Source organism: Paraburkholderia sp. BR14320 (assembly GCF_040948665.1).
In the GTDB taxonomy this organism is placed as follows: Bacteria; Pseudomonadota; Gammaproteobacteria; order Burkholderiales; family Burkholderiaceae; genus Paraburkholderia; species Paraburkholderia youngii.
In genome coordinates this window covers 88,683-110,228 of sequence record NZ_JBFPKG010000017.1, presented here as the reverse complement: position 1 = coordinate 110,228, position 21,546 = coordinate 88,683, and the positions used below count along the sequence as shown (strand labels likewise).

General features: G+C 64.9%; 17 protein-coding genes. 1 reads left to right on the top strand and 16 read right to left on the bottom strand.

Going from position 1 to position 21,546, the window contains the following annotated elements; genetic code table 11:
• Positions 1-2 precede the first annotated feature (2 nt).
• Positions 3-3,170: an EAL domain-containing protein gene (locus tag AB3X89_RS18070; protein WP_368584489.1), complete on the bottom strand. Its 3,168-nt coding sequence runs from the start codon at positions 3,168-3,170 to the stop codon at positions 3-5.
• Between the two features lie 208 nt (positions 3,171-3,378).
• A complete protein-coding gene (locus AB3X89_RS18065) occupies positions 3,379-3,855 on the bottom strand; it encodes a nitrate reductase associated protein (protein ID WP_013088389.1) in 477 nt (158 codons plus the stop codon).
• A 158-nt stretch (positions 3,856-4,013) separates the two neighbouring features.
• Here AB3X89_RS18065 and fdhD point away from each other — a divergent pair, with 158 nt between their 5' ends.
• The gene (gene fdhD / locus AB3X89_RS18060) at positions 4,014-4,898 is read left to right on the top strand and encodes a formate dehydrogenase accessory sulfurtransferase FdhD (protein WP_368584488.1); all 885 of its coding nucleotides are present in this window, start codon (positions 4,014-4,016) and stop codon (positions 4,896-4,898) included.
• Positions 4,899-4,966: 68 nt separating this feature from the next.
• Here fdhD and AB3X89_RS18055 read toward each other — a convergent pair whose 3' ends face one another.
• From AB3X89_RS18055 to AB3X89_RS17990, 14 genes are all read right to left on the bottom strand, one after another.
• Positions 4,967-5,737: an enoyl-CoA hydratase gene (locus tag AB3X89_RS18055; RefSeq protein ID WP_368584487.1), complete on the bottom strand. Its 771-nt coding sequence runs from the start codon at positions 5,735-5,737 to the stop codon at positions 4,967-4,969.
• 117 nt (positions 5,738-5,854) lie between these two features.
• Positions 5,855-7,054, bottom strand: coding sequence for an acetyl-CoA C-acyltransferase (locus AB3X89_RS18050; RefSeq protein WP_368584486.1), 1,200 nt, complete (start codon positions 7,052-7,054; stop codon positions 5,855-5,857).
• A 31-nt stretch (positions 7,055-7,085) separates the two neighbouring features.
• The gene (locus AB3X89_RS18045; RefSeq protein WP_368584485.1) at positions 7,086-9,521 is read right to left on the bottom strand and encodes a 3-hydroxyacyl-CoA dehydrogenase/enoyl-CoA hydratase family protein; all 2,436 of its coding nucleotides are present in this window, start codon (positions 9,519-9,521) and stop codon (positions 7,086-7,088) included.
• 123 nt (positions 9,522-9,644) lie between these two features.
• A complete protein-coding gene (locus AB3X89_RS18040) occupies positions 9,645-11,432 on the bottom strand; it encodes an acyl-CoA dehydrogenase C-terminal domain-containing protein (RefSeq protein WP_368584484.1) in 1,788 nt (595 codons plus the stop codon).
• A gap of 98 nt (positions 11,433-11,530) precedes the next feature.
• Complete coding sequence (locus AB3X89_RS18035; RefSeq protein WP_368584483.1) at positions 11,531-12,130, bottom strand: TetR/AcrR family transcriptional regulator; 600 nt, start codon at positions 12,128-12,130, stop codon at positions 11,531-11,533.
• A gap of 213 nt (positions 12,131-12,343) precedes the next feature.
• Entirely contained in the window at positions 12,344-13,570 is a 1,227-nt protein-coding gene (gene clsB / locus AB3X89_RS18030; protein WP_368584515.1) for a cardiolipin synthase ClsB, read from the bottom strand.
• 29 nt (positions 13,571-13,599) lie between these two features.
• Positions 13,600-14,115 carry a dihydroneopterin triphosphate diphosphatase gene (nudB, locus tag AB3X89_RS18025; RefSeq protein WP_368584482.1) on the bottom strand — a complete coding sequence of 172 codons (516 nt, stop codon included), beginning with the start codon at positions 14,113-14,115 and terminating at the stop codon, positions 13,600-13,602.
• Between the two features lie 179 nt (positions 14,116-14,294).
• Complete coding sequence (gene aspS / locus AB3X89_RS18020) at positions 14,295-16,094, bottom strand: aspartate--tRNA ligase (RefSeq protein WP_176109570.1); 1,800 nt, start codon at positions 16,092-16,094, stop codon at positions 14,295-14,297.
• A 75-nt stretch (positions 16,095-16,169) separates the two neighbouring features.
• On the bottom strand, positions 16,170-16,826 hold the full coding sequence (locus AB3X89_RS18015) for a DUF502 domain-containing protein (RefSeq protein WP_368584481.1): 657 nt from the start codon (positions 16,824-16,826) through the stop codon (positions 16,170-16,172).
• A gap of 75 nt (positions 16,827-16,901) precedes the next feature.
• The gene (locus AB3X89_RS18010; protein ID WP_368584480.1) at positions 16,902-17,234 is read right to left on the bottom strand and encodes an FmdB family zinc ribbon protein; all 333 of its coding nucleotides are present in this window, start codon (positions 17,232-17,234) and stop codon (positions 16,902-16,904) included.
• Positions 17,235-17,405: 171 nt separating this feature from the next.
• Complete coding sequence (locus AB3X89_RS18005; RefSeq protein ID WP_368584479.1) at positions 17,406-18,029, bottom strand: methyltransferase domain-containing protein; 624 nt, start codon at positions 18,027-18,029, stop codon at positions 17,406-17,408.
• Positions 18,030-18,125: 96 nt separating this feature from the next.
• Positions 18,126-19,703 (bottom strand): ubiquinone biosynthesis regulatory protein kinase UbiB, encoded by a 1,578-nt coding sequence (ubiB, locus tag AB3X89_RS18000; protein ID WP_176109573.1) that lies wholly within the window; start codon positions 19,701-19,703, stop codon positions 18,126-18,128.
• Between the two features lie 15 nt (positions 19,704-19,718).
• On the bottom strand, positions 19,719-20,363 hold the full coding sequence (locus AB3X89_RS17995) for an SCP2 domain-containing protein (RefSeq protein WP_176122427.1): 645 nt from the start codon (positions 20,361-20,363) through the stop codon (positions 19,719-19,721).
• 174 nt (positions 20,364-20,537) lie between these two features.
• Positions 20,538-21,542 carry a TIM44-like domain-containing protein gene (locus AB3X89_RS17990; RefSeq protein WP_368584478.1) on the bottom strand — a complete coding sequence of 335 codons (1,005 nt, stop codon included), beginning with the start codon at positions 21,540-21,542 and terminating at the stop codon, positions 20,538-20,540.
• Positions 21,543-21,546 lie beyond the last annotated feature (4 nt).

Sequence of the window (21,546 nt, the reverse complement as noted above, 5' to 3'; positions counted from 1 at the left end):
CTTCACGCCGGCTCCAGCTCTGGCACCAACCCGCCATGCAGCAGCTCGGAAATCCCCTCGGTCGATAGCGGCTTCGCGAAATAGAAGCCCTGCATCTCGTCGCACGCGCGTTCTTTCAGGAAGTTGAGTTGCGCGGACGTTTCGACGCCCTCGGCGATCACCTGCAGCTTCAGCGAATGCGCGAGCGCGATGATCGCCGACGTGATCGTCTCGTCGTCGCCCGACACGCCGATATCCGATACGAACGAGCGGTCGATCTTGAGGCGGTCCACCGGGAAACGTTTCAGATAGCTGAGGCTCGAATAGCCGGTGCCGAAGTCGTCTATCGCGAGACCGATGCCGAGCGCGTGCAGCTCGTTGAGCATCAACACCGCTTCTTCCGCGTTGCGCATGATCGTGCTCTCGGTCAGCTCGAGTTCGAGATACTTCGGTTCGAGCCCGGTCTCGGCGAGCACCTGCATCACGAGCTTCGCGATGTCGCGCTGCTGGAATACCCGCGCCGACAGATTCACCGACACGCGCGCGGGCGGCAAGCCCTGATCCTGCCACGCCTTGTTCTGCCGACATGCCTCGCGCAGCACCCACTCCGACAGCGGCCCGATCAGCCCGCTTTCCTCGGCGAGCGGAATGAACGACGACGGCGGCACGAGCCCGGCCTCCGGATCGCGCCAGCGCACCAGCGCCTCGATGCCGACGATCTGGCCGCTGACGATATCGACCTGCGGCTGATAGTGCAGCAGGAACTCGTTGTCGCGCAGCGCGCGGCGCAGGCGCCGTTCGAGATTCAGGCGCGCGCCCGCGCTCGCGTTCATCTCCGGCTGGTAGAACTGGAACGTGTTGCGGCCCATGTCCTTCGCGCGGTACATCGCGACGTCGGCCTTCTTCATCAGCGTTTCGGCGTCCTCGCCGTCTTGCGGGAACAGGCTCGCACCCATGCTGCAGCCGACGTACAGCTCCGTGCCGTCGAGCCACACGGGCTCGGCGATCGAGGCGCGCACGCGCTCCATCCACGTGATCAGCGATTGCTCGTCGACGGTGTCGGTCATCACGATCACGAACTCGTCGCCGCCATGGCGCGCGACCGTGTCGCTGGTGCGCGAGCAGCGCGCGAGCCGCTCGGCGACCACGCCGAGCAGCCGGTCGCCGACGCTATGACCGAGGCTGTCGTTGACGTTCTTGAAGCCGTCGAGATCGAGGAACACGACTGCCACGCCCGTGTGATGCCGCTGCGCGACGACGAGCGCATGTTCGAGCCGGTCGCGCAGCAGGTTGCGGTTCGGCAGCCGCGTGAGGCCGTCGTAGTTGGCCTGGTATTCGAGTTGTTCCTGATAGCGGATCAGCTCGGTGACGTCGTTGATCACGCCGATATGATGGGTGATCACGCCTTCCGCGTTCGGCACAGGCGCGATGAACAGCTGATTCCAGAACAGCGCGCCGTCCTTGCGATAGTTGCGCACCACCGCGCTGACCTCGCGATTCGCCGCGAGCGCCTCGCGGATCAACGCGACGCCTTCCTGATCACGGTCGTCGCGCTGCAGCACGCGGCAGTCGTGACCGATCACCTCATCGAGATCGTAGCCGGTGATGCGCATGAACGCCGGATTCACGTATTCGATCAGATTGCCCGACGGTGACGGCGCGGTAATCAGGATCGCGTTGACACTCGCGTCGAGCGCACGGCTTTGCAGACGCAGCGCGAGATCGGCGCGCTTTTGCTCGGTGATGTCGGTGTACGAGCCGAGCACGCCGATCACCTGGCCGTCGCCGTCGGTGAACGGCAGCTTGCTCGTGACCCTCGTGCGATGCACGCCGTCGATCACGAAGTCGACCTCGAAGTTCATCTTCGGCACCCCGGTGCTGGCGACTTCTCGATCGTGCTCGTTCAGCAGGTCGGCGAACGCGCGCCACGGCAAATCGGTGTCGCTCTTGCCGATCACCTGCTCGGGATACGCGAGCCCCGCGTCGCGCGCGAACGCCATGTTGCAGCCCAGATAGCGCGAGTTCAGATCCTTCCAGAAGATCCGCTGCGGAATGTTGTCGATCACCGCTTCGAGCATCTGATTCGAGCGCAGCGCTTCGGCTTCGGCGTTGATCTGATCGGTCACGTCGTCCGCCAGCACGAACGACGCGTCGCGGCTCATGAAGCTGAGCGCGTGATACGACATGTTGACGCTGACGATCGAACCGTCCTTGCGCCGATGCCGCCAGATGCCTGCCATCGTGTGGCTCTGGCGCAAATCCGCGCTGCGCGCCAGATGCCTCTCGAGGCGCGCAACTTCGGAATTCGGGTGAATCGCGCGGATCGTCATGCGCAGAAACTCGCTTTCCGTGTAGCCGTATTGCTCGATCGCGGCAGTGTTGACGGCGAGAAAGCGCAGCGTATCGCGATCGAAGATGTACATCGGCACCCGGTGATCGTCGAACAGGCTGCGAAAACGCTCGTCGTTGCGCGCCAGCGCGCGGGCGCTGCGCAGCTTTTCACGCGCGCTGTTCTCGCGCACGCCGAACGTAAGCATCAGCAGCACGCTGCCGGAGAGCATCGTCACGAGCAGTACGAACATCGCGCGCTGGCTGTCGCTCGCCGATGCCGCGAGCGCGGCTTGCAACGAGCGGTTTTCCTCGCTGCGCAACGTGGCGAGCGCGGCTTCGACACGCTCTAGCGAGGGGGCAAGCTGCGGGTTGGACGGCGCGGAGTCGACGGATGCGTCGGGGGAGGCCGAGATCGGTGCTTCGGTCGATGCGGCGCCCGACGTCACGCTGGCCGCGCCGGGTAAGTCGCTCGCGTGGTTGCGCAGCGTCTCATCTAGATCGTGCTGCAGCGCGTGCCGCGCCGCGCTCAGGCTGGCGAGCGCCGCCGACATGGGCGGCTCGGTCGCGAGCTCGTCGCGCAATGCATCCTCGCGGCTCGCGAGTGTGCTCGTCATCGAAGCGGCCGCGTCCGGCGGGACCGGATCGCCCGATTCCTTCAGGCGGTGCACCGCGGCGAGCGCTTTACCGAGCGCGGCGTGATACGCATCGAGGTTCTGGCGCACGCTGGTCGAGCGCGCGAGGCGCGCATCGGCGTCTCGCTGCCCGCGAATCTGCGTGTACGCGACGAACGCGTTTGCACCGACCGCGACGACCACGACCGCAATATTGATCAGCAGTCGCTTCGACAAAAAAGGATTCATGGGTTCCGAACGTCAATCGTTCCGAGGGCGGGAGAGCGCGCTCGCTACCGGTGCGTCGGGCCGCATCGATGCAAATCTTTTACGCGCCAACCTTTGGATATCGGCAGCGATCGGAAGCAGGTTGAGGGTCGGCGTGAAAAAAATCTGAGGATTGGGGGGAGGTTGCGGAGCGGCCCGCTCCTGGCCGGCCGCGCCTAGCCGGCCGCACCTAGCCGGCCGCTCCAAACTCCTTCATCGCCGGGACGAAATCGTGGTTCGCCTCGGGCTTGCGCGACAGCTTCGCGAGCACGTAGCGCTTGAATGGATCGAGCTCCGCCCAGCGCGCGACGCTCGGCGCGGCGAGCCCCGCCAGCCCCGCCTGATGCGCGACGCCGTCGGGCACACTGTCGGTTTGCCGCCAGGCCGGCGACTCCTCCGGCGTGAACCACTCCGGTTCGATGTTCGCGTGCGTGCGCAGCATCTCGAACAGCGCGTGATCGAAGTTCGGTTCGATCTGCGTGTCCTCTTCGACCGGGAAACGCGCGAGCAGCTTGCGGTCTTCGAGCGGCAGTTGCTGCCACTGCGCGAGCGTGATGCGCAGCCCGAAACGGTCGAGATTGAAGCGCACCGACATCGGGATATAAGTGAAATTCTCCGAAGACGCGACTTCGAAGTCGAACAGAAGCGGTGCTTCGTTGAGTCCCATGTCAGTGCTCCTTGTCGGTGGCGGACAGCATGCGGGCGTCGCTTGAGGTATTTTAGAACCTTATTCGCGCGACGGCGGCCCGCGCGGCGGCGGCCGTGAAGCATACGGCGAGCCGGGCGGGCATTTGAATGCACGGCATGCTACAGGAGTGAAGCAGCTTGAACGGACAGGAAAACGGACGCGCAACCGAGGCGGCAAACGGGCAGCCCCACGACCTCGACAGCGACGAACAACCCGGCGCGGTGCAACTCGAGGTGCGCCGCCATCGGGGCACGGCGATCGAAACCGCCACCGATCACGTCGGCCAGGAGTGGCCGGTCGCGCTGGTGTTCAACGGCATCTCGCACGCGGTGATGATGTGCACGCCGCGCGATCTCGAAGCGTTCGCGGTCGGCTTCGCGATTTCCGAGGGGATCGTCGAGCGCGGCAGCGATATTCAGGACATCGAGGTCGAACTGCACGGGCATGGCGAACTGCCGCATGCCGAGGTGCGGTTGCAGGTCGTGCAACAGGCGTTCGCCGGTTTGAAGGAAAAGCGCCGCGCGCTCGCCGGGCGCACCGGCTGCGGCGTGTGCGGCATCGAAAGCATCGATCTGCTCGATCTGAAACCGCAGCGTGTAGCGGACACCGGTTTTCTGCAACGGCTCGCGGCCGATGCGATCGCGCGCGCCGCGCGCGCGCTGCCCGAGCACCAGGCGCTCACGCGTTTGACGGGCGGCCTGCACGCGGCCGCGTGGTGTGATGCGCAAGGCGCGATCCGCTATGCGTTCGAGGACGTCGGCCGCCACAACGCGCTCGACAAGCTGATCGGCCAGCTCGTGCTCGAGCGCGCCGATACGCGCGACGGTTTCGTGTTTTTGTCGAGCCGCGCGAGCTACGAACTGGTGCGCAAGGCCGCGCGCGTCGACGTGCCGATGGTCGCGACGATCTCGGCGCCGTCGTCGCTCGCGATTGCGATTGCGCGCGAGGCGGGTGTGCGGCTCGTGAGCTTCTGCCGCGAAGGCAGCTACGTCGATTACGACACGTGGCAGCCGCGGGTTTGAGCGATTGAAGCGGCGCAGCGGCGACTCGCGGCTAACCCGCCACGAAGCAGGGCTGCACCGTACGTCCCTCAGTCGAACTGCCGGAAATCCGGCTTGCGCTTTTCGAAGAACGCCTTGAAAGCCTCGCGCGCCTCGGGCGCGAGCAGCATCTTGCCGAAGTGCACGAATTCCTCGCTCATCTGCGTCTGCACTTCCTGTTGGCTCGCGCGTTTCATCAGGCTCTTCGTCGCGCGCAATGACGACGCCGGCAGCGCTGCCAGCTTCGCAGCCTGCGACGCCGCGAACGCATCGACTTCGCCCGCCGGCAGCACGCGATTCACCAAGCCCATGCGGAGCGCTTCCGCCGCGTCGAACGCCTCGCCGAGCAGCAGTTTTTCCGCCGCCGCCTGATAGCCGGCTACGCGTTGCAGCAGCAGGCTCGACGCCGCCTCCGGGCACAGCCCGAGCTGCGTGAACGGTAGCGAAAAGCTCGCGGTGTCGGCCGCGTAGACCAGATCGCAATGCAGCAGCAGCGTCGTGCCGACGCCAACCGCCGGCCCCGCGACCGCCGCCACGAGCGGCTTCTCCGCCGCGCTGATCGCGCGCAGGAACTGGATCACCGGCGGGTTGCCGCTGACCTGCGGCGTCTTCATGAAGTCTTCGAGATCATTGCCGGCGCTGAAAATGCCCGCGCTGCCGCGAATCAGGATCGCGCGCACCGACGTGTCGCCCTGCGCTTCTACGAGCGTGTCGGCCATCGTCTGATACATCGCGGCCGTGATCGCGTTTTTCCTGCCGGGCCGGTTGAAGCTGATGGTCAGCACCGCATCGGCGCGCTCGACCAGAATATCCGTCGTCATCCCGCTCATCTCCTTGTGCTCCTGCTGAATGTAAAAACGGTTCGCAAGCCGGGCGGCCTGCGAACCGTTGCGCGGTCCTTAGTGGATCACCGAAGGATCCCCCGTTCGATCAGCGGCTCACAGACGCTCGATGATGCCCGCCGCGCCCATGCCGGTACCGACGCACATCGTCACCATGCCGTACTTGTAGTTGCGGCGGCGCAGGCCGTGCACCACGGTCGCCGCACGAATCGCGCCCGTCGCGCCGAGCGGATGGCCCAGTGCGATCGCGCCGCCGAGCGGGTTGATCTTCGACGCATCGAGGCCGAGGTCCTGAATCACCGCGAGCGACTGCGCGGCAAACGCCTCATTAAGCTCGATCCAGTCGAGGTCGTCCTGCTTCAGGCCGGCGGCCTTCAGCGCGGCCGGAATCGCTTCCTTCGGGCCGATGCCCATGATTTCCGGCGGCACGCCGCGCACCGCGAAGCTGACGAAGCGCGCGAGCGGCGTCAGGTTGAACTGCTTGAGGATCTTTTCCGACACGACGATCAGCGCACCCGCGCCGTCCGACGTCTGCGAGCTGTTGCCGGCCGTGACCGAGCCCTTGTTCGCGAACACCGCGCGCAGCTTCGCCAGGCCTTCCATCGACGTGTCCGCGCGCGGACCTTCGTCGAGCTTCACCTCGCGCGTTTTCACGCTGATCTCGCCGGTCGCGAGATCGGGCACGCGGTCGGTGATCGTGTACGCGGCGATTTCGTCGTTGAATTCGCCGGACCGTTGCGCCTCGATCGCGCGGCGGTGTGATTCGACCGAGAACGCGTCCTGCGCTTCGCGGCTGATCTTCCAGCGCTCGGCGACTTTCTCCGCGGTCAGGCCCATGCCGTATGCGATGCCGACGTCTTCGTTGCGATCGAAGATATGCGGCGACAGCGACGGCTTGTTGCCCATCATCGGCACCATGCTCATCGATTCGCAGCCGCCCGCGATCATCGCGTCCGCTTCGCCGACGCGGATGCGGTCCGCGGCCATCGCGAGCGCGGTCAGACCCGACGCGCAGAAGCGGTTCACCGTGACGCCGCCGACCGTGTTCGGCAGACCGGCGAGCAGCGCGCCGATCCGCGCGACGTTCAGGCCCTGCTCCGCTTCCGGAATCGCGCAGCCGACGATCGCGTCTTCGATCACGCCGGTGTCGAGTCCGGGCACCTGAGCGACGGCCGACTTGATCGCGTGAACCAGCAGTTCATCCGGGCGCGTGTTCCTGAACATGCCGCGCGGCGCCTTGCCGATCGGCGTGCGGCTCGCGGCGACGATATATGCGTCTTGCAATTGCTTTGCCATTTCGAGTTCCTCTGTCGGCGCAAGTCGCCGCTTAGTTGCGCACCGGCTTGCCGGTCTGCAGCATGCCCATGATCCGTTCCTGCGTCTTCTGCGTGCCGAGCAGCTCGACGAACGCACGACGCTCGAGTTGCAGCAGCCATTCTTCGTCGACGAGGCTGCCCGCTTCGACGTCGCCGCCGCACACCGCTTCCGCGATGCGGCTCGCGATCAGGAAGTCGTGATCGCTGATGAAGCGGCCGTCACGCATGTTGACGAGCGACGCCTTGATCGTCGAGATCGCCGAGCGGCCCGCGACCGGCACCTGCGTCGCGCGCAGCGGCGCACGATAGCCCGCAGCGGCAAGCGCGCGCGCTTCCTTCTTCGCGACGTCGAGCAGTTCGAACACGTTGAAGACGATCGTGTCGGACGGCTTCAGATAGCCCATCGCGCGAGCATCGAGCGCGGAGGACGACACCTTCGCCATTGCCGCGTTCTCGAACGACTTCTGCAGGAACTTCAGCAGATCGTTGGTCGCGCCAACCTGGCTTGCCGCTTCCGCCGCGCGCAGTGCCGCTTCCTTCAGGCCGCCGCCCGCCGGCACCAGACCCACGCCGACTTCGACGAGACCCAGATAGCTCTCGATGTGCGCGACGCGCTTCGCGCTGTGCAGCGCGAGCTCGCAGCCGCCGCCGAGCGCGATACCCGAGATCGCCGCAACCACCGGCACGTTCGCGTACTTCACGCGCAGCATGCCCTGCTGGAAACTCTTCACGAACGGCTCGATGCCCTTCGCGCCGCCCATCATGAACGCGGGCATCGCTTCCTCGAGGTTCGCGCCCGCCGAGAACGGACCGCCCGGCGTGCCGAGCTTCAGCGACGTGGGCTGCCACACGACGAGGCCCTTGTAGTCCTTCTCGGCCAGTTCGATCGCCCGCGTCAGACCTTCGATCACCGCCGGTCCGATCGTGTTCATCTTGCTCTTGAACGACACGATCAGCACGTCGTCCTCGCCCGCGCGATCGTCGACCCATGCGCGCACCGCATCGGTCTCGAACAGCGTCTTGCCGAAGGTCTTCGGATCGGCGCCGGTTTCGCCGACGAGCGGCGCACGGAACACCTGCTTCTTGTACACGTCGAGCGACGAGCGCGGCACGAAGGTCTGCGTGGCCGGCGACCACGAACCTTCAGCTGTGTGCACGCCGCCCTTGTCGGCGACCGCGCCTTCGAGCACCCACGAAGGCAGCGGCACGTTGGCGAGCGCCTTGCCTGCCGCGATGTCTTCCTGCACCCACTGGGCGACCTGCTTCCAGCCGGCCGTCTGCCAGCCTTCGAACGGACCTTCGTTCCAGCCGAAGCCCCAGCGGATCGCGAGGTCGACGTCGCGCGCATTGTCGGCGATCGACTTCAGATGCACGGCGATGTAGTGATAGACGTCGCGGAAGATCGACCACAGGAACTGCGCCTGCGGATGCTGCGTTTCGCGCAACAGCTTGAGGCGCTCGGCAGCCGGACGCTTCAGGATGCGGCCGACGATTTCGTCCGCCTTGCCGCCGCCGTCGACGTAGTTGCCGGTCTTCGGATCGAGCACCTTGATCGCCTTGCCTTCCTTGCGGTAGAAGCCGGCGCCGCTCTTCTGGCCGAGCGCGCCTTTCTTCACCAGTTCAGCGAGCACGGCAGGCGTTTCGTAGACCGGCAAGAAGGGATCGTCCGGCAGCGTGTCCTGCATCGTCTTGATGACGTGCGCCATCGTGTCGAGACCGACCACGTCGGCGGTGCGGAACGTCGCCGACTTCGCGCGGCCGAGGCGCGCGCCGGTCAGGTCATCCACTTCGTCGAAACGCAGACCGAACTTCCCGGCTTCGGCGATAACCGCGAGGATCGAGAAAACGCCGACGCGATTGGCGATGAAGTTCGGCGTGTCCTTCGCGCGCACGACGCCTTTGCCGACCACGCTGGTCAGGAAGGTTTCGAGCTGATCGAGAATTTCCGGACGCGTCGTCGCGGTCGGGATCAGTTCGACCAGATGCATGTAGCGCGGCGGATTGAAGAAGTGCACGCCGCAGAAGCGCGCCTTCAGTTCGTCCGAGAAACCTTCGGACAACGCGGTGATCGACAGCCCCGACGTATTGGTCGCGAAGATCGCGTTCGGACCGATGTGCGGCGCGACCTTCTTGTACAGGTCGTGCTTCCAGTCCATGCGCTCGGCGATCGCTTCGATCACGACGTCGCACTCGGCGAGCTTTTCGATGTCGTCGTCGTAGTTCGCGGGCTGGATGTATTGCGCGTCGTCCTTCACGCCGAATGGCGCCGGCGACAGCTTCTTCAGATTCTCGATCGCCTTCAGCGCGATGCCGTTTTTCGGGCCTTCCTTGGCGGGCAGATCGAACAGCAGCACGGGCACCTTGGCGTTGATCAGGTGCGCGGCGATCTGCGCGCCCATCACGCCGGCGCCGAGTACGGCTACCTTGCGAATGATCAGATTGCTCACGTCGTTTCTCCGGAGAGTTGTGCGGTGGCGCGAAGCGTCAGCCATGCTTCGCGCGAGGTGTGTGGTCTGGAGCGAGGCAGCGCGGGTTCGCTGCGCGCCGGCGCCTCGCTCTCTCTTTGAGCGTTAGAACAACGCTTCTTCGACGTCCATCATCGGCTTCGAACCGGCCCGCGCCTGGCGGATCGTCATTGCCGTTTCGGGCAGCAGCTTCGCGAAGTAGAACCGCGCGGTCGCGAGCTTCGCCTTGTAGAACGGATCGCCAGATGCCTCTTTGTCCAGCGCGATACGCGCCATGCGCGCCCAGAAGTACGAGAACACCAGGTGGCCGACCGTGCGCAGATACGGCACCGCCGCGGCGCCGACTTCGTCCGGGTTCTGCATCGCCTTCATGCCGATTTCCATCGTCAGCTTCTGCACCTTCTCGCCGATGTCGGCGAGCGGGTTCACGAACTCCTGCATTTCCGGCTTGATGCCTTCGGCTTCGACGAACTCGGCGACGAGCTTGCCGAACTTTTTCAGCTTCGCGCCCATGTCGCCGAGCACCTTGCGGCCGAGCAGATCGAGCGACTGGATGCCGTTGGTACCTTCGTAGATCATGTTGATGCGCGCGTCGCGCACGTACTGCTCCATGCCCCATTCGGCGATGAAGCCGTGGCCGCCGTAGATCTGCATCGCGTGATTGGTGCCTTCGAACGCGTTGTCCGACAGGAACGCCTTCAGGATCGGCGTGAGCAGCGCGACGAGGTCGGCGGCTTCCTTGCGCTCGGCTTCGTCGGCGTGCGACAGCTCCTTGTCGATCTGCAGCGCCGACCAGTACGAGAACGCGCGGCCGGCTTCGGCGTAGGCCTTCTGCGTGAGCAGCATGCGACGCACGTCCGGATGCACGATGATCGGATCGGCGGCCTTCTCCGGTGCCTTCGGGCCCGTCAGCGAACGCATCTGCAGACGCTCTTTCGCGTACGTGAGCGAGTTCTGATAGGCGACTTCGGTGAGGCCGAGGCTCTGCATGCCGACGCCGAGACGCGCGGCATTCATCATCACGAACATTGCATTCAGGCCTTTGTTCGGCTCGCCGACTATCCAGCCCTTCGCGTTGTCGAGATTGATCACGCAGGTCGCGTTGCCGTGAATGCCCATCTTGTGCTCGATCGAGCCGCACTTCACGCCATTGCGCCCGCCGGGCTCGCCCGCTTCGTTCGGCACGAACTTCGGCACGATGAACAGCGAAATGCCCTTGGTGCCCTTCGGCGCATCCGGCAGACGCGCGAGCACGAGGTGAACGATGTTCTCCGCCAGATCGTGTTCACCGCTCGAGATGAAAATCTTGGTGCCGCTGATCGAGTACGAGCCGTCGCCGTTCGGCTCGGCCTTGGTGCGCAGAATGCCGAGGTCGGTGCCGCAATGCGGCTCGGTCAGACACATCGTGCCGGTCCAGACGCCCGCGACGAGCTTCGGCAGATAGCGCTGCTGCAGTTCCGGCGTGCCATGCGCGTGCAGGCATTCGTACGCGCCGTGCGACAGGCCCGGATACATCGTCCACGCCTGATTCGCCGAGTTCAGCATTTCATAGAGCGCGTTGTTGACGAACGCGGGCAGCCCCTGACCGCCGTATTCCGGGTCGCAGCCAAGCGCCGGCCAGCCGGCTTCGACGTATTGTTGATAGGCTTCCTTGAAGCCCTTTGGCGTGGTCACGACGCCGTCGCCGGCATACGTGCAGCCTTCCTGATCGCCGCTGTGGTTGAGCGGGAACAGCACCTCGGAGCAGAACTTGCCGGCTTCCTCGAGCACCGCGTTGATCGTGTCGGCGTCGAGATCGGCGTGCTTCGGCATGTGCCGAAGTTCGGCTTCGACGTTGAGCAGTTCGTGCAACACGAATTGCATGTCGCGCAGCGGCGCGGCGTACTGTCCCATGACTTCCTCTCCCTAGATTGACAAAAAGCCAGGCCGTTGGCCGGGTCCGTGTACGGACCTTGTGCGCCGCGCGTTTCCGGTAAGTTCCGGCGACGCCGCTAACGGCTTTCGCTCTGATACGAATTAATCAGTTTTTCGAGCGCGGCACACGTGAGACGCACCGCATCCGGCAAATGCAGGAAGCGCGCGTCATGATGCAGGCCGAGCGTGACGCTATACAGTTCGAACAGCATCAGCTCCGGATCGGTATCGGCACGCAGATGCCCTTCTTCCATCGCTTGCGAAATCGCGCGCGTGAGCGCCGCGCGCCACGTCGTCACGCTCGACACCAGTTGCTCGCGCACCTGGCTGTCCGCGCGATCGTCGTATTCGACGGCGCCGCTGATGTAAATGCATCCGGTCGTGACTTCCTGAATGCGCTTCTCGAACCAGCGGGAAATCATCGCGCGCAAGCGCGGCAGACCACGCGGCTCGCGCAGACTCGGGAAAAACACCTCGTCTTCGAAACGGCGGTGATATTCGCGCACGACCTCGACCTGCAGATCCTCGCGCGACCCGAAATGCGCGAACACGCCGCTCTTGCTCATCTGCATGCGCTCGGCCAGCAGGCCAATCGTCAGACCTTCCAGTCCGTCTCGGCCTGCCAGATCGAGTGCTGCGTCGAGAATCGCGGCTCGGGTTTGTTCGCCTTTTCGCATAGCTGTTCTACCGTTCCAATGTGACCGAATTGAAAATCGAACGGCCGTACTATTATTGAGTGCTTGCCGTCCGCGAAACAAGGACTTTATTAGAAACCGGTTTCTAACCGGCCTCTAATTTTGCGGCTTTCGACCATCAGATCAATCAGATTTTTAGAGGCGTTTGCCTTGAATCGATGGTTGCCGACGGGTGCGTGCGTGGTTTTATTGGTGTCAATCGTAGCCGCCGACCGTCAGCAGTTTCATCGCGACGCGGTAGCTCGTGTACGCGATCCAGCTCAGCGCGCGCACACGCGCCGGTCGCGATTCGTAGTGCGCTTCATCGATCCGGCGCGCGTCCGTGAATGCATCGAGAATCGCATCGCGAAGTTTCGCGATCGACGGATCGTTCACGAGCACGACGTTCGCTTCGTTATTGAGCATCAGGCTGAGCGCATCGAGATTCGACGAACCGACTGTGCCCCAGTTCGAATCGACCACCGCGACCTTGCCGTGCAGCAGCGTCTTCTCGTATTCGGCGATCTGCACGCCCGCGCGCAGCAGCGCGTGGTACAGGAACGGCACCGCGTAATCGAGCGCCTTGAATTCCTTGCGCCCGATGATCAGCTTCACGACCACGCCGCGCCGCGCCGCGAACACCAGCGCGCGACGCAGCTTGCGCCCCGGCATGAAGTACGGATTCGCCAGCAGAATTTCATGGCGTGCCTGGCCGATCGCGGCCAGATAGGCCTTTTCGATCGCGCGGCGGTTGATCAGGTTATCGCGCGCGACGAACGCGACGCACGGCTCGCCGCCGGCCCACAGTTCCTCGTTGCGGCGCCGCCGGCGCCGGCGCAGACTGCCAAGCGAGTTGGCGTCCTGCGACGACACGTCTGGCCTGATCGAATCGAGCGGCCGATGGCCGAGGCGAATCCGCCGCCACTGCACCTCGATCGCGTCGCGCACGTCGGCGACCACCGGCCCGCGCAGCTCGACCGCGAAGTCCCAGCGGCGGTACGGCAGCTTCTCGCCGTTGTTCTCGTAATCGTCGACGATATTGATGCCGCCGCAATACGCGATCCGATCGTCGATCACCGCGAGCTTGCGGTGCGTGCGCGAAAAGCCGAAGCGGCCGAACAGATGCGGGTTGTAGATGCGATGCTCGATGCCGCCCGCCGGCCATTGATCGAACATTTTCAGGCGCGCGGTGCCGATGCCGTCGGTGATCACGCGCACCCTGACGCCGCGCGCGGCCGCGCGCAGCAACGCCTCGCTGACCGCGTGGCCGGCTTCGTCGTCGCAAAAGATGTAGGTTTCGAGCGCGACGCTGTGCTCGGCGGCGTCGATGCGCTCGATCAGCGCGTCGAAGAAGTCGTCACCGGAGCGCAGAAGCTCGACCTGGTTGTTGCTGGTGAAGCGGTAGCGCTGCCAGTAACGACGGCCGAGCAACGTGTGCCGCAGACGCGCGAAACGGCCCGAACCGCCTGCGCTCACTGGCCACGCTCCCCGGCCAGCGGGCCGGATTGGGGGTCGATCGGGCGTGCGGCGAGGCGGCGCGGCAACTGCAGGATCGCATCGGCATTCGACGACGAAAAGCAGCGCGATGCGGCCTCTTCATACGGCAGCCACATATACGCGGTGTGTTCGCGCGGCGCGAGCGACACCTCGATACGCTCGGGCACCTGCAAGCTGAACCAGTGTTCGGTGTTATAGAGCACGCCTGGTTCGTAGCGGTAGCGATATTCCGGGTAGATCTCGTAGTCGATCGAGTACTGCCAGTCGAACAACGCGCTGCGCGGCACCAGCGCGCCGCCGATCATGATGCCGGTTTCCTCGGCGACTTCACGCACCGCCGTGTCGGCGAGCGGTTCGTCGAGCCGGTCTTTCGAACCGGTGACCGACTGCCAGAACTCGGCATGGTCGGCGCGTTCGAGCAGCAACACGTCGAGCGCGGGCGTATGAATGATGACGAGGACGGACTGCGGAATTTTCGGCGGTTTCGGCATGGCTCAAAACTGGGCGCGACGCGACGCGCGGTACATGTCGGATGACGGTCGAAAGGGTCGGGAAAGCGGTGGCTTCACTGTAACGCAAAAAATGAAAAAGGCGCTGAGGTGAAGTACACCTCAGCGCCTTTTCGTTTAGCTCGTGTGGCTATTTTGCGGCCGCGCCAAGCGGCCACGGTTTACGCCTTCGGTTCCGGCGAACGCAGACGGATGTGCAGCTCGCGCAGCTGACGCTCGTCGACTTCGCTCGGCGCCTGCGTGAGCAGATCCTGCGCGCGTTGCGTCTTCGGGAATGCGATCACGTCGCGGATCGAGTCGGCGCCGGCCATCATCGTGACGATGCGGTCCAGACCGAACGCGATACCGCCGTGCGGCGGCGCGCCGTATTGCAGCGCGTCGAGCAGGAAGCCGAACTTGGCCTGCGCTTCTTCCGCGTTGATCTTCAGCGCGCGGAACACCTTGCTCTGCACTTCCTCACGATAGATACGCACCGAGCCGCCGCCGATTTCCCAGCCGTTCAGCACCATGTCGTAGGCCTTCGCGAGGCAGCGCGCCGGGTCCGTTTCGAGGTACTCGAGGTGCTCGTCCTTCGGGCTCGTGAACGGGTGATGCGCGGCGACGTAGCGGTTGTCTTCCTCGTCGTATTCGAACATCGGGAAGTCGACCACCCACAGCGGCTTCCAGCCGGACTCGACGAGACCGTTGGCCTTGCCGAATTCCGAATGACCGATCTTCAGGCGCAGGGCGCCGAGGCTGTCGTTGACGACCTTCGCGCGATCCGCCGCGAAGAAGATGATGTCGCCGTCTTGCGCGCCGGTGCGCTCGATGATCGCCTTCAGCGCTTCATCGTGCAGGTTCTTGACGATCGGGCTTTGCAGACCGTCACGGCCCTTCGCCGCTTCGTTGACCTTGATCCACGCGAGACCCTTCGCGCCGTAGATGCGCACGAATTCCGTGTAGCTGTCGATGTCGCCACGCGACAGCTCGCCGCCCTTCGGCACGCGCAGCGCCGCGACGCGGCCGTCCTTCGTGTTGGCCGGCGTGCTGAACACCTTGAAGTCGACGTCGCGCATCGCATCGGTCAGCTCGGTGAATTCGAGCTTCACGCGCAGGTCCGGCTTGTCCGAACCGAAGCGGCGCATCGCTTCCGCGTATTCCATGACCGGGAATTTCTCGTCGAGCGCAACGCCGATCGTCGTCTTGAACACGTGACGGATCATCGCCTCGAACAGATCGCGGATTTCCTGTTCCGACAGGAACGAGGTTTCGCAGTCGATCTGCGTGAATTCCGGCTGACGGTCGGCGCGCAGGTCTTCGTCGCGGAAGCACTTGGTGATCTGGTAGTAACGGTCGAAGTTCGCGACCATCAGCAGCTGTTTGAACAGCTGCGGCGACTGCGGCAGTGCGAAGAACTGGCCCGGGTTCGTACGCGACGGCACGAGGTAGTCGCGCGCGCCTTCCGGCGTGCTCTTCGTCAGCATCGGCGTTTCGATGTCGATGAAGCCCTGCTCGTCGAGGTACTTGCGCACTTCGATCGCGACGCGATAGCGCAGACGCAGGTTGTGCTGCATCTGCGGACGGCGCAGGTCGAGCACGCGATGCGTGAGACGCGTGGTTTCCGACAGATTATCGTCGTCGAGCTGGAACGGCGGCGTGACCGACGCGTTCAGCACGATCAGCTCGTGGCACAGCACTTCGATCTTGCCGCTCTTCAGCGACGCGTTGGTCGTGCCTTCCGGACGACCGCGCACGACGCCCTTGACCTGCACGCAGAACTCGTTGCGCACGCCTTCGGCGATCTTGAACATGTCCGCGCGATCCGGATCGCAGACGACCTGAACGAGCCCTTCGCGATCGCGCAGGTCGATGAAGATGACGCCGCCATGGTCGCGGCGGCGGCTTACCCAGCCGCACAGCGAGACGGATTGGCCCAGCAGTTCTTCGGTCACCAGACCGCAGTATTCAGATCTCATCGACATGATGTTTGTCTTTCGTTTTGCATTGGTTGAACGGCGCGCCGCAGACGATCCTGCATGAAGCGTTGCGCGCCGGCATTACAGCGGAGGCTCGACGGCCGTGCGGCGCACCGGCGCCGGCGGTGGCGCGGACGGCGCCACGACGCCCATCGAGACGATGTACTTGAGCGCAGCGTCGACGGTCATGTCGAGCTCGATCACTTCGCTTTTCGGCACCATCAGGAAGAAGCCGGACGTCGGGTTCGGCGTGGTCGGCACGTACACGCTGACGTAATCTTCCTTCAGGTGGTTGGCCACGTCGCCGCCCGGGATGCCGGTCAGAAACGCAATCGTATAGGAACCGCGGCGCGGGTACTCGATCAGCAGCGCCTTGCGGAATGCATTGCCGCTGCTCGACAGCAGCGTGTCGGACACCTGCTTGACGCTGGTGTAGAGCGGGCCGACCACCGGAATGTGCGCGACCAGCAGTTCCCACCACTTCACGAGCTTCTGCCCAATGAAGTTTTGCGTCAACAGCCCGACGACGAAGATGAATGCGAGCGTGAGCACCGCGCCGAGGCCCGGCAAGCGATAGCCGATCGCGCGTTCCGGCTGCCACGAGGTAGGCAGCAGCAACAGCGTCTGGTCCATCGTGCCGATGATCAGACCGAGCACCCACAGTGTGATAGCCAGAGGCACCAGCACCAGCAGGCCGGTCAGAAACACCGATTTGAGCGTGAATTTCTTCGTCGTCATGTGTACCGCCAGAAAGCTGCGCGGGCCGAAGCCCATGCGCGGTAGATACGCCGCCCGCGCGGGGCGGCGGTCCCACTAGGCGCTGCCGGAACCGCTCGGGCTTGCGGCGGCCGCCGCTGCGGCGGGGGCCGCGGGCGCGGCCGGGGCAGCCTGTTCAGCCGGGGCTGCGGCCGCGGACGGCTCGGACTTCGCTTCCGACGTGGCCGGCGCGCTCGCGCCGCCGCTGCCGCCGCGGAAATCTGTCACGTACCAGCCGGAGCCCTTCAACTGGAAGCCGGCGGCGGTGAGTTGCTTGCTAAATGTGTCTTTCCCGCACTCGGGGCACTGCGTCAACTGGGGGTCGCTCATCTTCTGGAGCACGTCCTTCCCAAAGCCGCATGACCCGCAACGATAAGCGTAGATCGGCATGATCCTTTCCTACTCCAAATCCCTACTGAAATCTTGTAAACGCTTGCAAAGCCTTGAATTATAGCCGCAAACGATGTCCGTTCCCCGGATTTCGGGTGGCGGACGCGTGATGCGCCCGCCACCGCGCAAGATGGGGGCGTCCCGCGAAGCTCTCAAGAGCGGCGCGCGGGGCTAGCCGCGACGCCGCCAGGTGAGCCAGCGCTCGTGTCCGGCGAATACGGCGATCGAGTCGTCGACCGCTTCGTCTTCGATCAGCTCGAAATGTGGCGTGAACAGCGCGTCGAGCTCATCGCGTGCGATGCCGAACGGCGGCCCCTTCGGCGTCGCGCCGATAAAAAAGTACCCCGCGAGCAACCCGCCGGTCGGCAGCAGTTCGGCCATACGTTGCGCGTAGTCGGCGCGGCGCGTCGGCGGCAGCGCGCAGAAGAACGCGCGCTCATAGATCCATCCGGGCTTGAACGGCGGCGCATAGGTGAAAAAGTCCGCCTGCTCGACCAGCGATGCGTGCTGCGCGCCGAGTTGCTCGCGGGCCGCCGCGACGGCGGCGGCCGAGAAGTCGATCGCGCGCACCGGGTTGCCCTGACGGGCGAGCCATACCGCTTCGTGGGCACTGCCGCAGCCTGGAATCAGCACGGCGGCGTTGCGGTGCCGTTCGGCAAACGCGCGAAACGCGGACGGCACGCCCGCCTTGTCCCACGGCGTGTAATGGCGCTCGAAACGTTCGTCCCAGAACTCCGGCGAGTTGGGATCGCGATTCGCGAAATCGGGCATGGGGGGTTGGGTCGGATCGCTCATCGGATGCCTCGTTCAGGTTTGCGCCCGGTCGTCACCGCCAGCCGCGGCCGACACCGCCGCTGAAACACAGTGCGGCCAATGGGCCGCCAGCCGCGCTCAACCGCCGTAAGCGAGCGCCAGGAACGCCCGTGCCAGCATCGCGCCGACGCCGACCGCCACGCCGAACAGCAGCAGGCCTTGCAGCAGACGGTTGGTGCGCTTCTGCTCAAGCAGTATCTGGCGAATCACGTCGTCGTTCGCGCCGCCCACCGGATGATGGCGTTCGGCCAGCATGTTGTGAACGAGGCGCGGCAACTGCGGCAGCGTCTTGCTCCACTGCGGCGCCTCGATCTTCAGGCGTTCATACCAGCCGCGCAAGCCGATCTGCTCGTTCATCCAGCGCTCGAGGTAAGGCTTCGCGGTCTTCCAGAGATCCAGTTCGGGATCGAGCGAACGGCCGAGGCCTTCCACGTTCAGCATCGTCTTTTGCAGCAACACGAGCTGCGGCTGGATCTCGACGTTAAAGCGCCGCGACGTCGAGAACAGGCGCATCAGCACCTGGCCGAGCGAAATGTCCTTCAGCGCGCGATCGAAGTACGGTTCGCAGACCGCGCGGATCGCGCTTTCGAGTTCCTCGACACGCGTGGTCGGCGGCACCCAACCCGACTCCAGATGCAGCGTCGCGACGCGATGGTAGTCGCGCTTGAAGAAAGCGAGGAAGTTTTGCGCGAGGTAGTTTTTATCGAAGTCCGACAGCGCGCCGATGATGCCGAAGTCGAGCGCGATATAGCGGCCGAAGTGCGCGGGATCGAGGCTCACCTGGATGTTGCCGGGGTGCATGTCGGCGTGGAAAAAGCCGTCGCGGAACACCTGCGTGAAGAAAATCTCGACGCCCTCGCGCGCGAGCTTCGGGATATCGACGCCCGCCGCGCGCAACGTATCGACCTGGCTGATCGGCACGCCGACCATGCGCTCCATCACGAGCACCGTGGGCGTGCAGAATTCCCAGTACATCTCGGGCACGAGCAGCAGGTCGAGCCCCTGGAAGTTGCGCCGCAACTGGCTACCGTTGGCGGCCTCGCGCATCAGGTCGAGTTCGTCGTGCAGGTACTTGTCGAATTCGGCGACCACTTCGCGCGGCTTCAGGCGTTTGCCATCGGCCCACAGACGCTCGGCCCACACGGCGATGTCGCGCAACAGCGCAAGGTCGGAATCGATCACCGGCAGCATGTTGGGGCGCAGCACTTTCACCGCGACCGCCTTGCCTGCGTGCTGGCCGGCCTTCACCGTCGCGAAGTGGACCTGCGCGATCGACGCGCTCGCGACCGGGACCCGCTCGAAATCGTCGAACAACACGTCGACCGGCGCGCCGAGCGACTTCTCGACGAGTGCGATCGCGACCGCCGAATCGAACGGCGGCACCTGGTCCTGCAGCTTCGCGAGTTCGTTGGCGATGTCGACCGGCAGCAGATCGCGACGGGTCGACAGCACCTGCCCGAACTTGACGAAGATCGGCCCGAGGCTTTCGAGCGCGAGCCGCAGACGCACGCCCGGCGGCGCATCGAACTTGCGACCGAGCGTCGTGATACGCAACAGCAGACGCACGCGCCGATCGTTGATGCGGCTCAACATCATTTCGTCGAGGCCGAAGCGGATGACCGTGAAAAAAATCTTGAGAAAACGCAGAAAACGCATGGCTGGGCCCGTTGACTAGCGCGTGCCGCGCGACGTGGCGGCGCCGCCCGACGCTTGCGCGCCGCGGGCTTCGACCTTCTGTTCGAGACGCTCGATGCGCTTTTCGACGCGCGCGAGCGAATCACGCGCACGCGCCAGCTCGACGTTGAAGTCCGCGAGCGCGGTGCGGCGCACCAGCTGCGGATTCTCGTCGAGCAGATATTCGGCTGCCGTGTCGAGCAGGTTGCGGCCGGTGCGTTGCACATGCTCACCGACCGAACGCACGAGCGACGTAATGCGCCACGCGGGCCCATCGCCGATCAGCTTCGCGAGATCTTCCTCCGGCTCCCAGCGCAGATGCTCGGCGAGCTTCGCGATCACGGTCGCGAACTCGGCGTCGCCCTCGATCTTCACGTGCTTCATCACCGCGGCCTGGCCACCTTGCAGGAAGGCCGGCAGTGCGTCCGATGGCACCGAGATCGTCACGTCGAACTGGTGCGCATCGGCTTCGTCGAGCGTGCCGAGATAGCCGTCGGGCTGCACGAGCAGTGCAAGCACCACCGGTGGACATGACAGGCGTGCGGTCTTGCCCGCGTACGGGGCGAGGCGCTCGCGGGCCCACGATTCGCGGGCGAGCAGATGATTGACAGCGGCAGCGAAGGGCTTGGCGGCGAGGGTCATCGAAGGTGGCAAGAAAAAACCCGCGCGAGCGAGGTGCTTGCGCGGGCTCCCATTGTAACGTCCGTTCGCTTCGCGGCCTGCTATACCGAACGGCCTAAGCGATGCGCGAGGCGAGGAATCGCTGTGCCGTGGCCGGCTTTTTGCGAGGCAAACGCGACTCGACGCTTCGGCATGTCAGTGTTGCTCGACCTGCTGGATGCCGGCAAGCAGCCAGCCTTCGCCGGCGCGGTTCGCCTTCGTCAGATTCCAGACTTCGACGAACGGCTCGGCCGCCGCGCCCGGCGCCTCGCGGATCAAACCGGAGAAGCGCACGCTCGCGAAGTATTCGGTCGCGCGCTCCTCGACGCCGAGCAGCTCGGCGTTCAACTGCACGACGTCGGTCTGGTTCGGCTGCGTGCCGCGCGCGGTGAGATCGACGCGCACTTCGGCGAACATTTCCGGTGTTGTGAATTCGCGGATGTCATCGATGTTGCCGACGTCCCACGCGGCCTGCAGGCGCACGAAGTACACCTTCGCGTTACGCAGAAACGCTTCGGAATCGAAGCCGGCCGGCACTGACGGCGTCGCGCCGACCGATGGCGTGGTCAACGGGTTGCCTTGCGGTTCGAGGTACGAGCCGGTCGGCGGCGCGGTGTAACGCGGCTCCTGAATATAGTCGGTGCCTTTGATGTTCAGCGACGGCGCCGTGCCCGCGTAAGCCGGTTGCGCCGCATCGCGCTTGCGACCGGTGAAGCGGCGGATCAGCCAGATCACGACCATCGCGATCAACGCAATCACGATCACGTTGGCGAACATGCCGGCGAACGCCTCGCCGAGCCCGAAATGCGACAACAACGCGGCGATGCCGAGACCGGCCGCGAGACCGGCGATCGGGCCGAGCCAGCGATTGCGGTTCGGCGCGGCGGGCGGCGTGGGCTTGGTTGCGGGAGCCGCCGGTTGGGCGCTCTGCTGCGTGGCCTGATTGTTCTGCGCCGGCTGGGACGGCGGCGGTGTCTGGCGCTGCTGCTGCAGACTGTTCGATTGACGGCCGAAGCTGCGGCCTCCGCCCATGCGGCGTGCTTCGGCGTCGAGAGAGGCAAGGGTGCCGACCGTCAGCAGACCGACCATCGCGATCAGTCCGATTCTTCTCGCCAGCGACCCCTTAACCTTACGAGCAGATAACAAATTCGAATCGGACATTTCG

Excerpts from the sequence above, each read along its gene's own strand:
- AB3X89_RS18070 (WP_368584489.1), bottom strand. The coding sequence starts at position 3,170 with ATGAATCCTTTTTTGTCGAAGCGACTGCTGATCAATATTGCGGTCGTG.
- AB3X89_RS18065 (WP_013088389.1), bottom strand. The coding sequence starts at position 3,855 with ATGGGACTCAACGAAGCACCGCTTCTGTTCGACTTCGAAGTCGCGTCT.
- AB3X89_RS18055 (WP_368584487.1), bottom strand. The coding sequence starts at position 5,737 with ATGACGACGGATATTCTGGTCGAGCGCGCCGATGCGGTGCTGACCATC.
- AB3X89_RS18050 (WP_368584486.1), bottom strand. The coding sequence starts at position 7,054 with ATGGCAAAGCAATTGCAAGACGCATATATCGTCGCCGCGAGCCGCACG.
- AB3X89_RS18040 (WP_368584484.1), bottom strand. The coding sequence starts at position 11,432 with ATGGGACAGTACGCCGCGCCGCTGCGCGACATGCAATTCGTGTTGCAC.
- AB3X89_RS18035 (WP_368584483.1), bottom strand. The coding sequence starts at position 12,130 with ATGCGAAAAGGCGAACAAACCCGAGCCGCGATTCTCGACGCAGCACTC.
- nudB (WP_368584482.1), bottom strand. The coding sequence starts at position 14,115 with ATGCCGAAACCGCCGAAAATTCCGCAGTCCGTCCTCGTCATCATTCAT.
- aspS (WP_176109570.1), bottom strand. The coding sequence starts at position 16,094 with ATGTCGATGAGATCTGAATACTGCGGTCTGGTGACCGAAGAACTGCTG.
- AB3X89_RS18015 (WP_368584481.1), bottom strand. The coding sequence starts at position 16,826 with ATGACGACGAAGAAATTCACGCTCAAATCGGTGTTTCTGACCGGCCTG.
- AB3X89_RS18010 (WP_368584480.1), bottom strand. The coding sequence starts at position 17,234 with ATGCCGATCTACGCTTATCGTTGCGGGTCATGCGGCTTTGGGAAGGAC.
- AB3X89_RS18005 (WP_368584479.1), bottom strand. The coding sequence starts at position 18,029 with ATGAGCGATCCGACCCAACCCCCCATGCCCGATTTCGCGAATCGCGAT.
- ubiB (WP_176109573.1), bottom strand. The coding sequence starts at position 19,703 with ATGCGTTTTCTGCGTTTTCTCAAGATTTTTTTCACGGTCATCCGCTTC.
- AB3X89_RS17995 (WP_176122427.1), bottom strand. The coding sequence starts at position 20,363 with ATGACCCTCGCCGCCAAGCCCTTCGCTGCCGCTGTCAATCATCTGCTC.
- AB3X89_RS17990 (WP_368584478.1), bottom strand. The coding sequence starts at position 21,542 with ATGTCCGATTCGAATTTGTTATCTGCTCGTAAGGTTAAGGGGTCGCTG.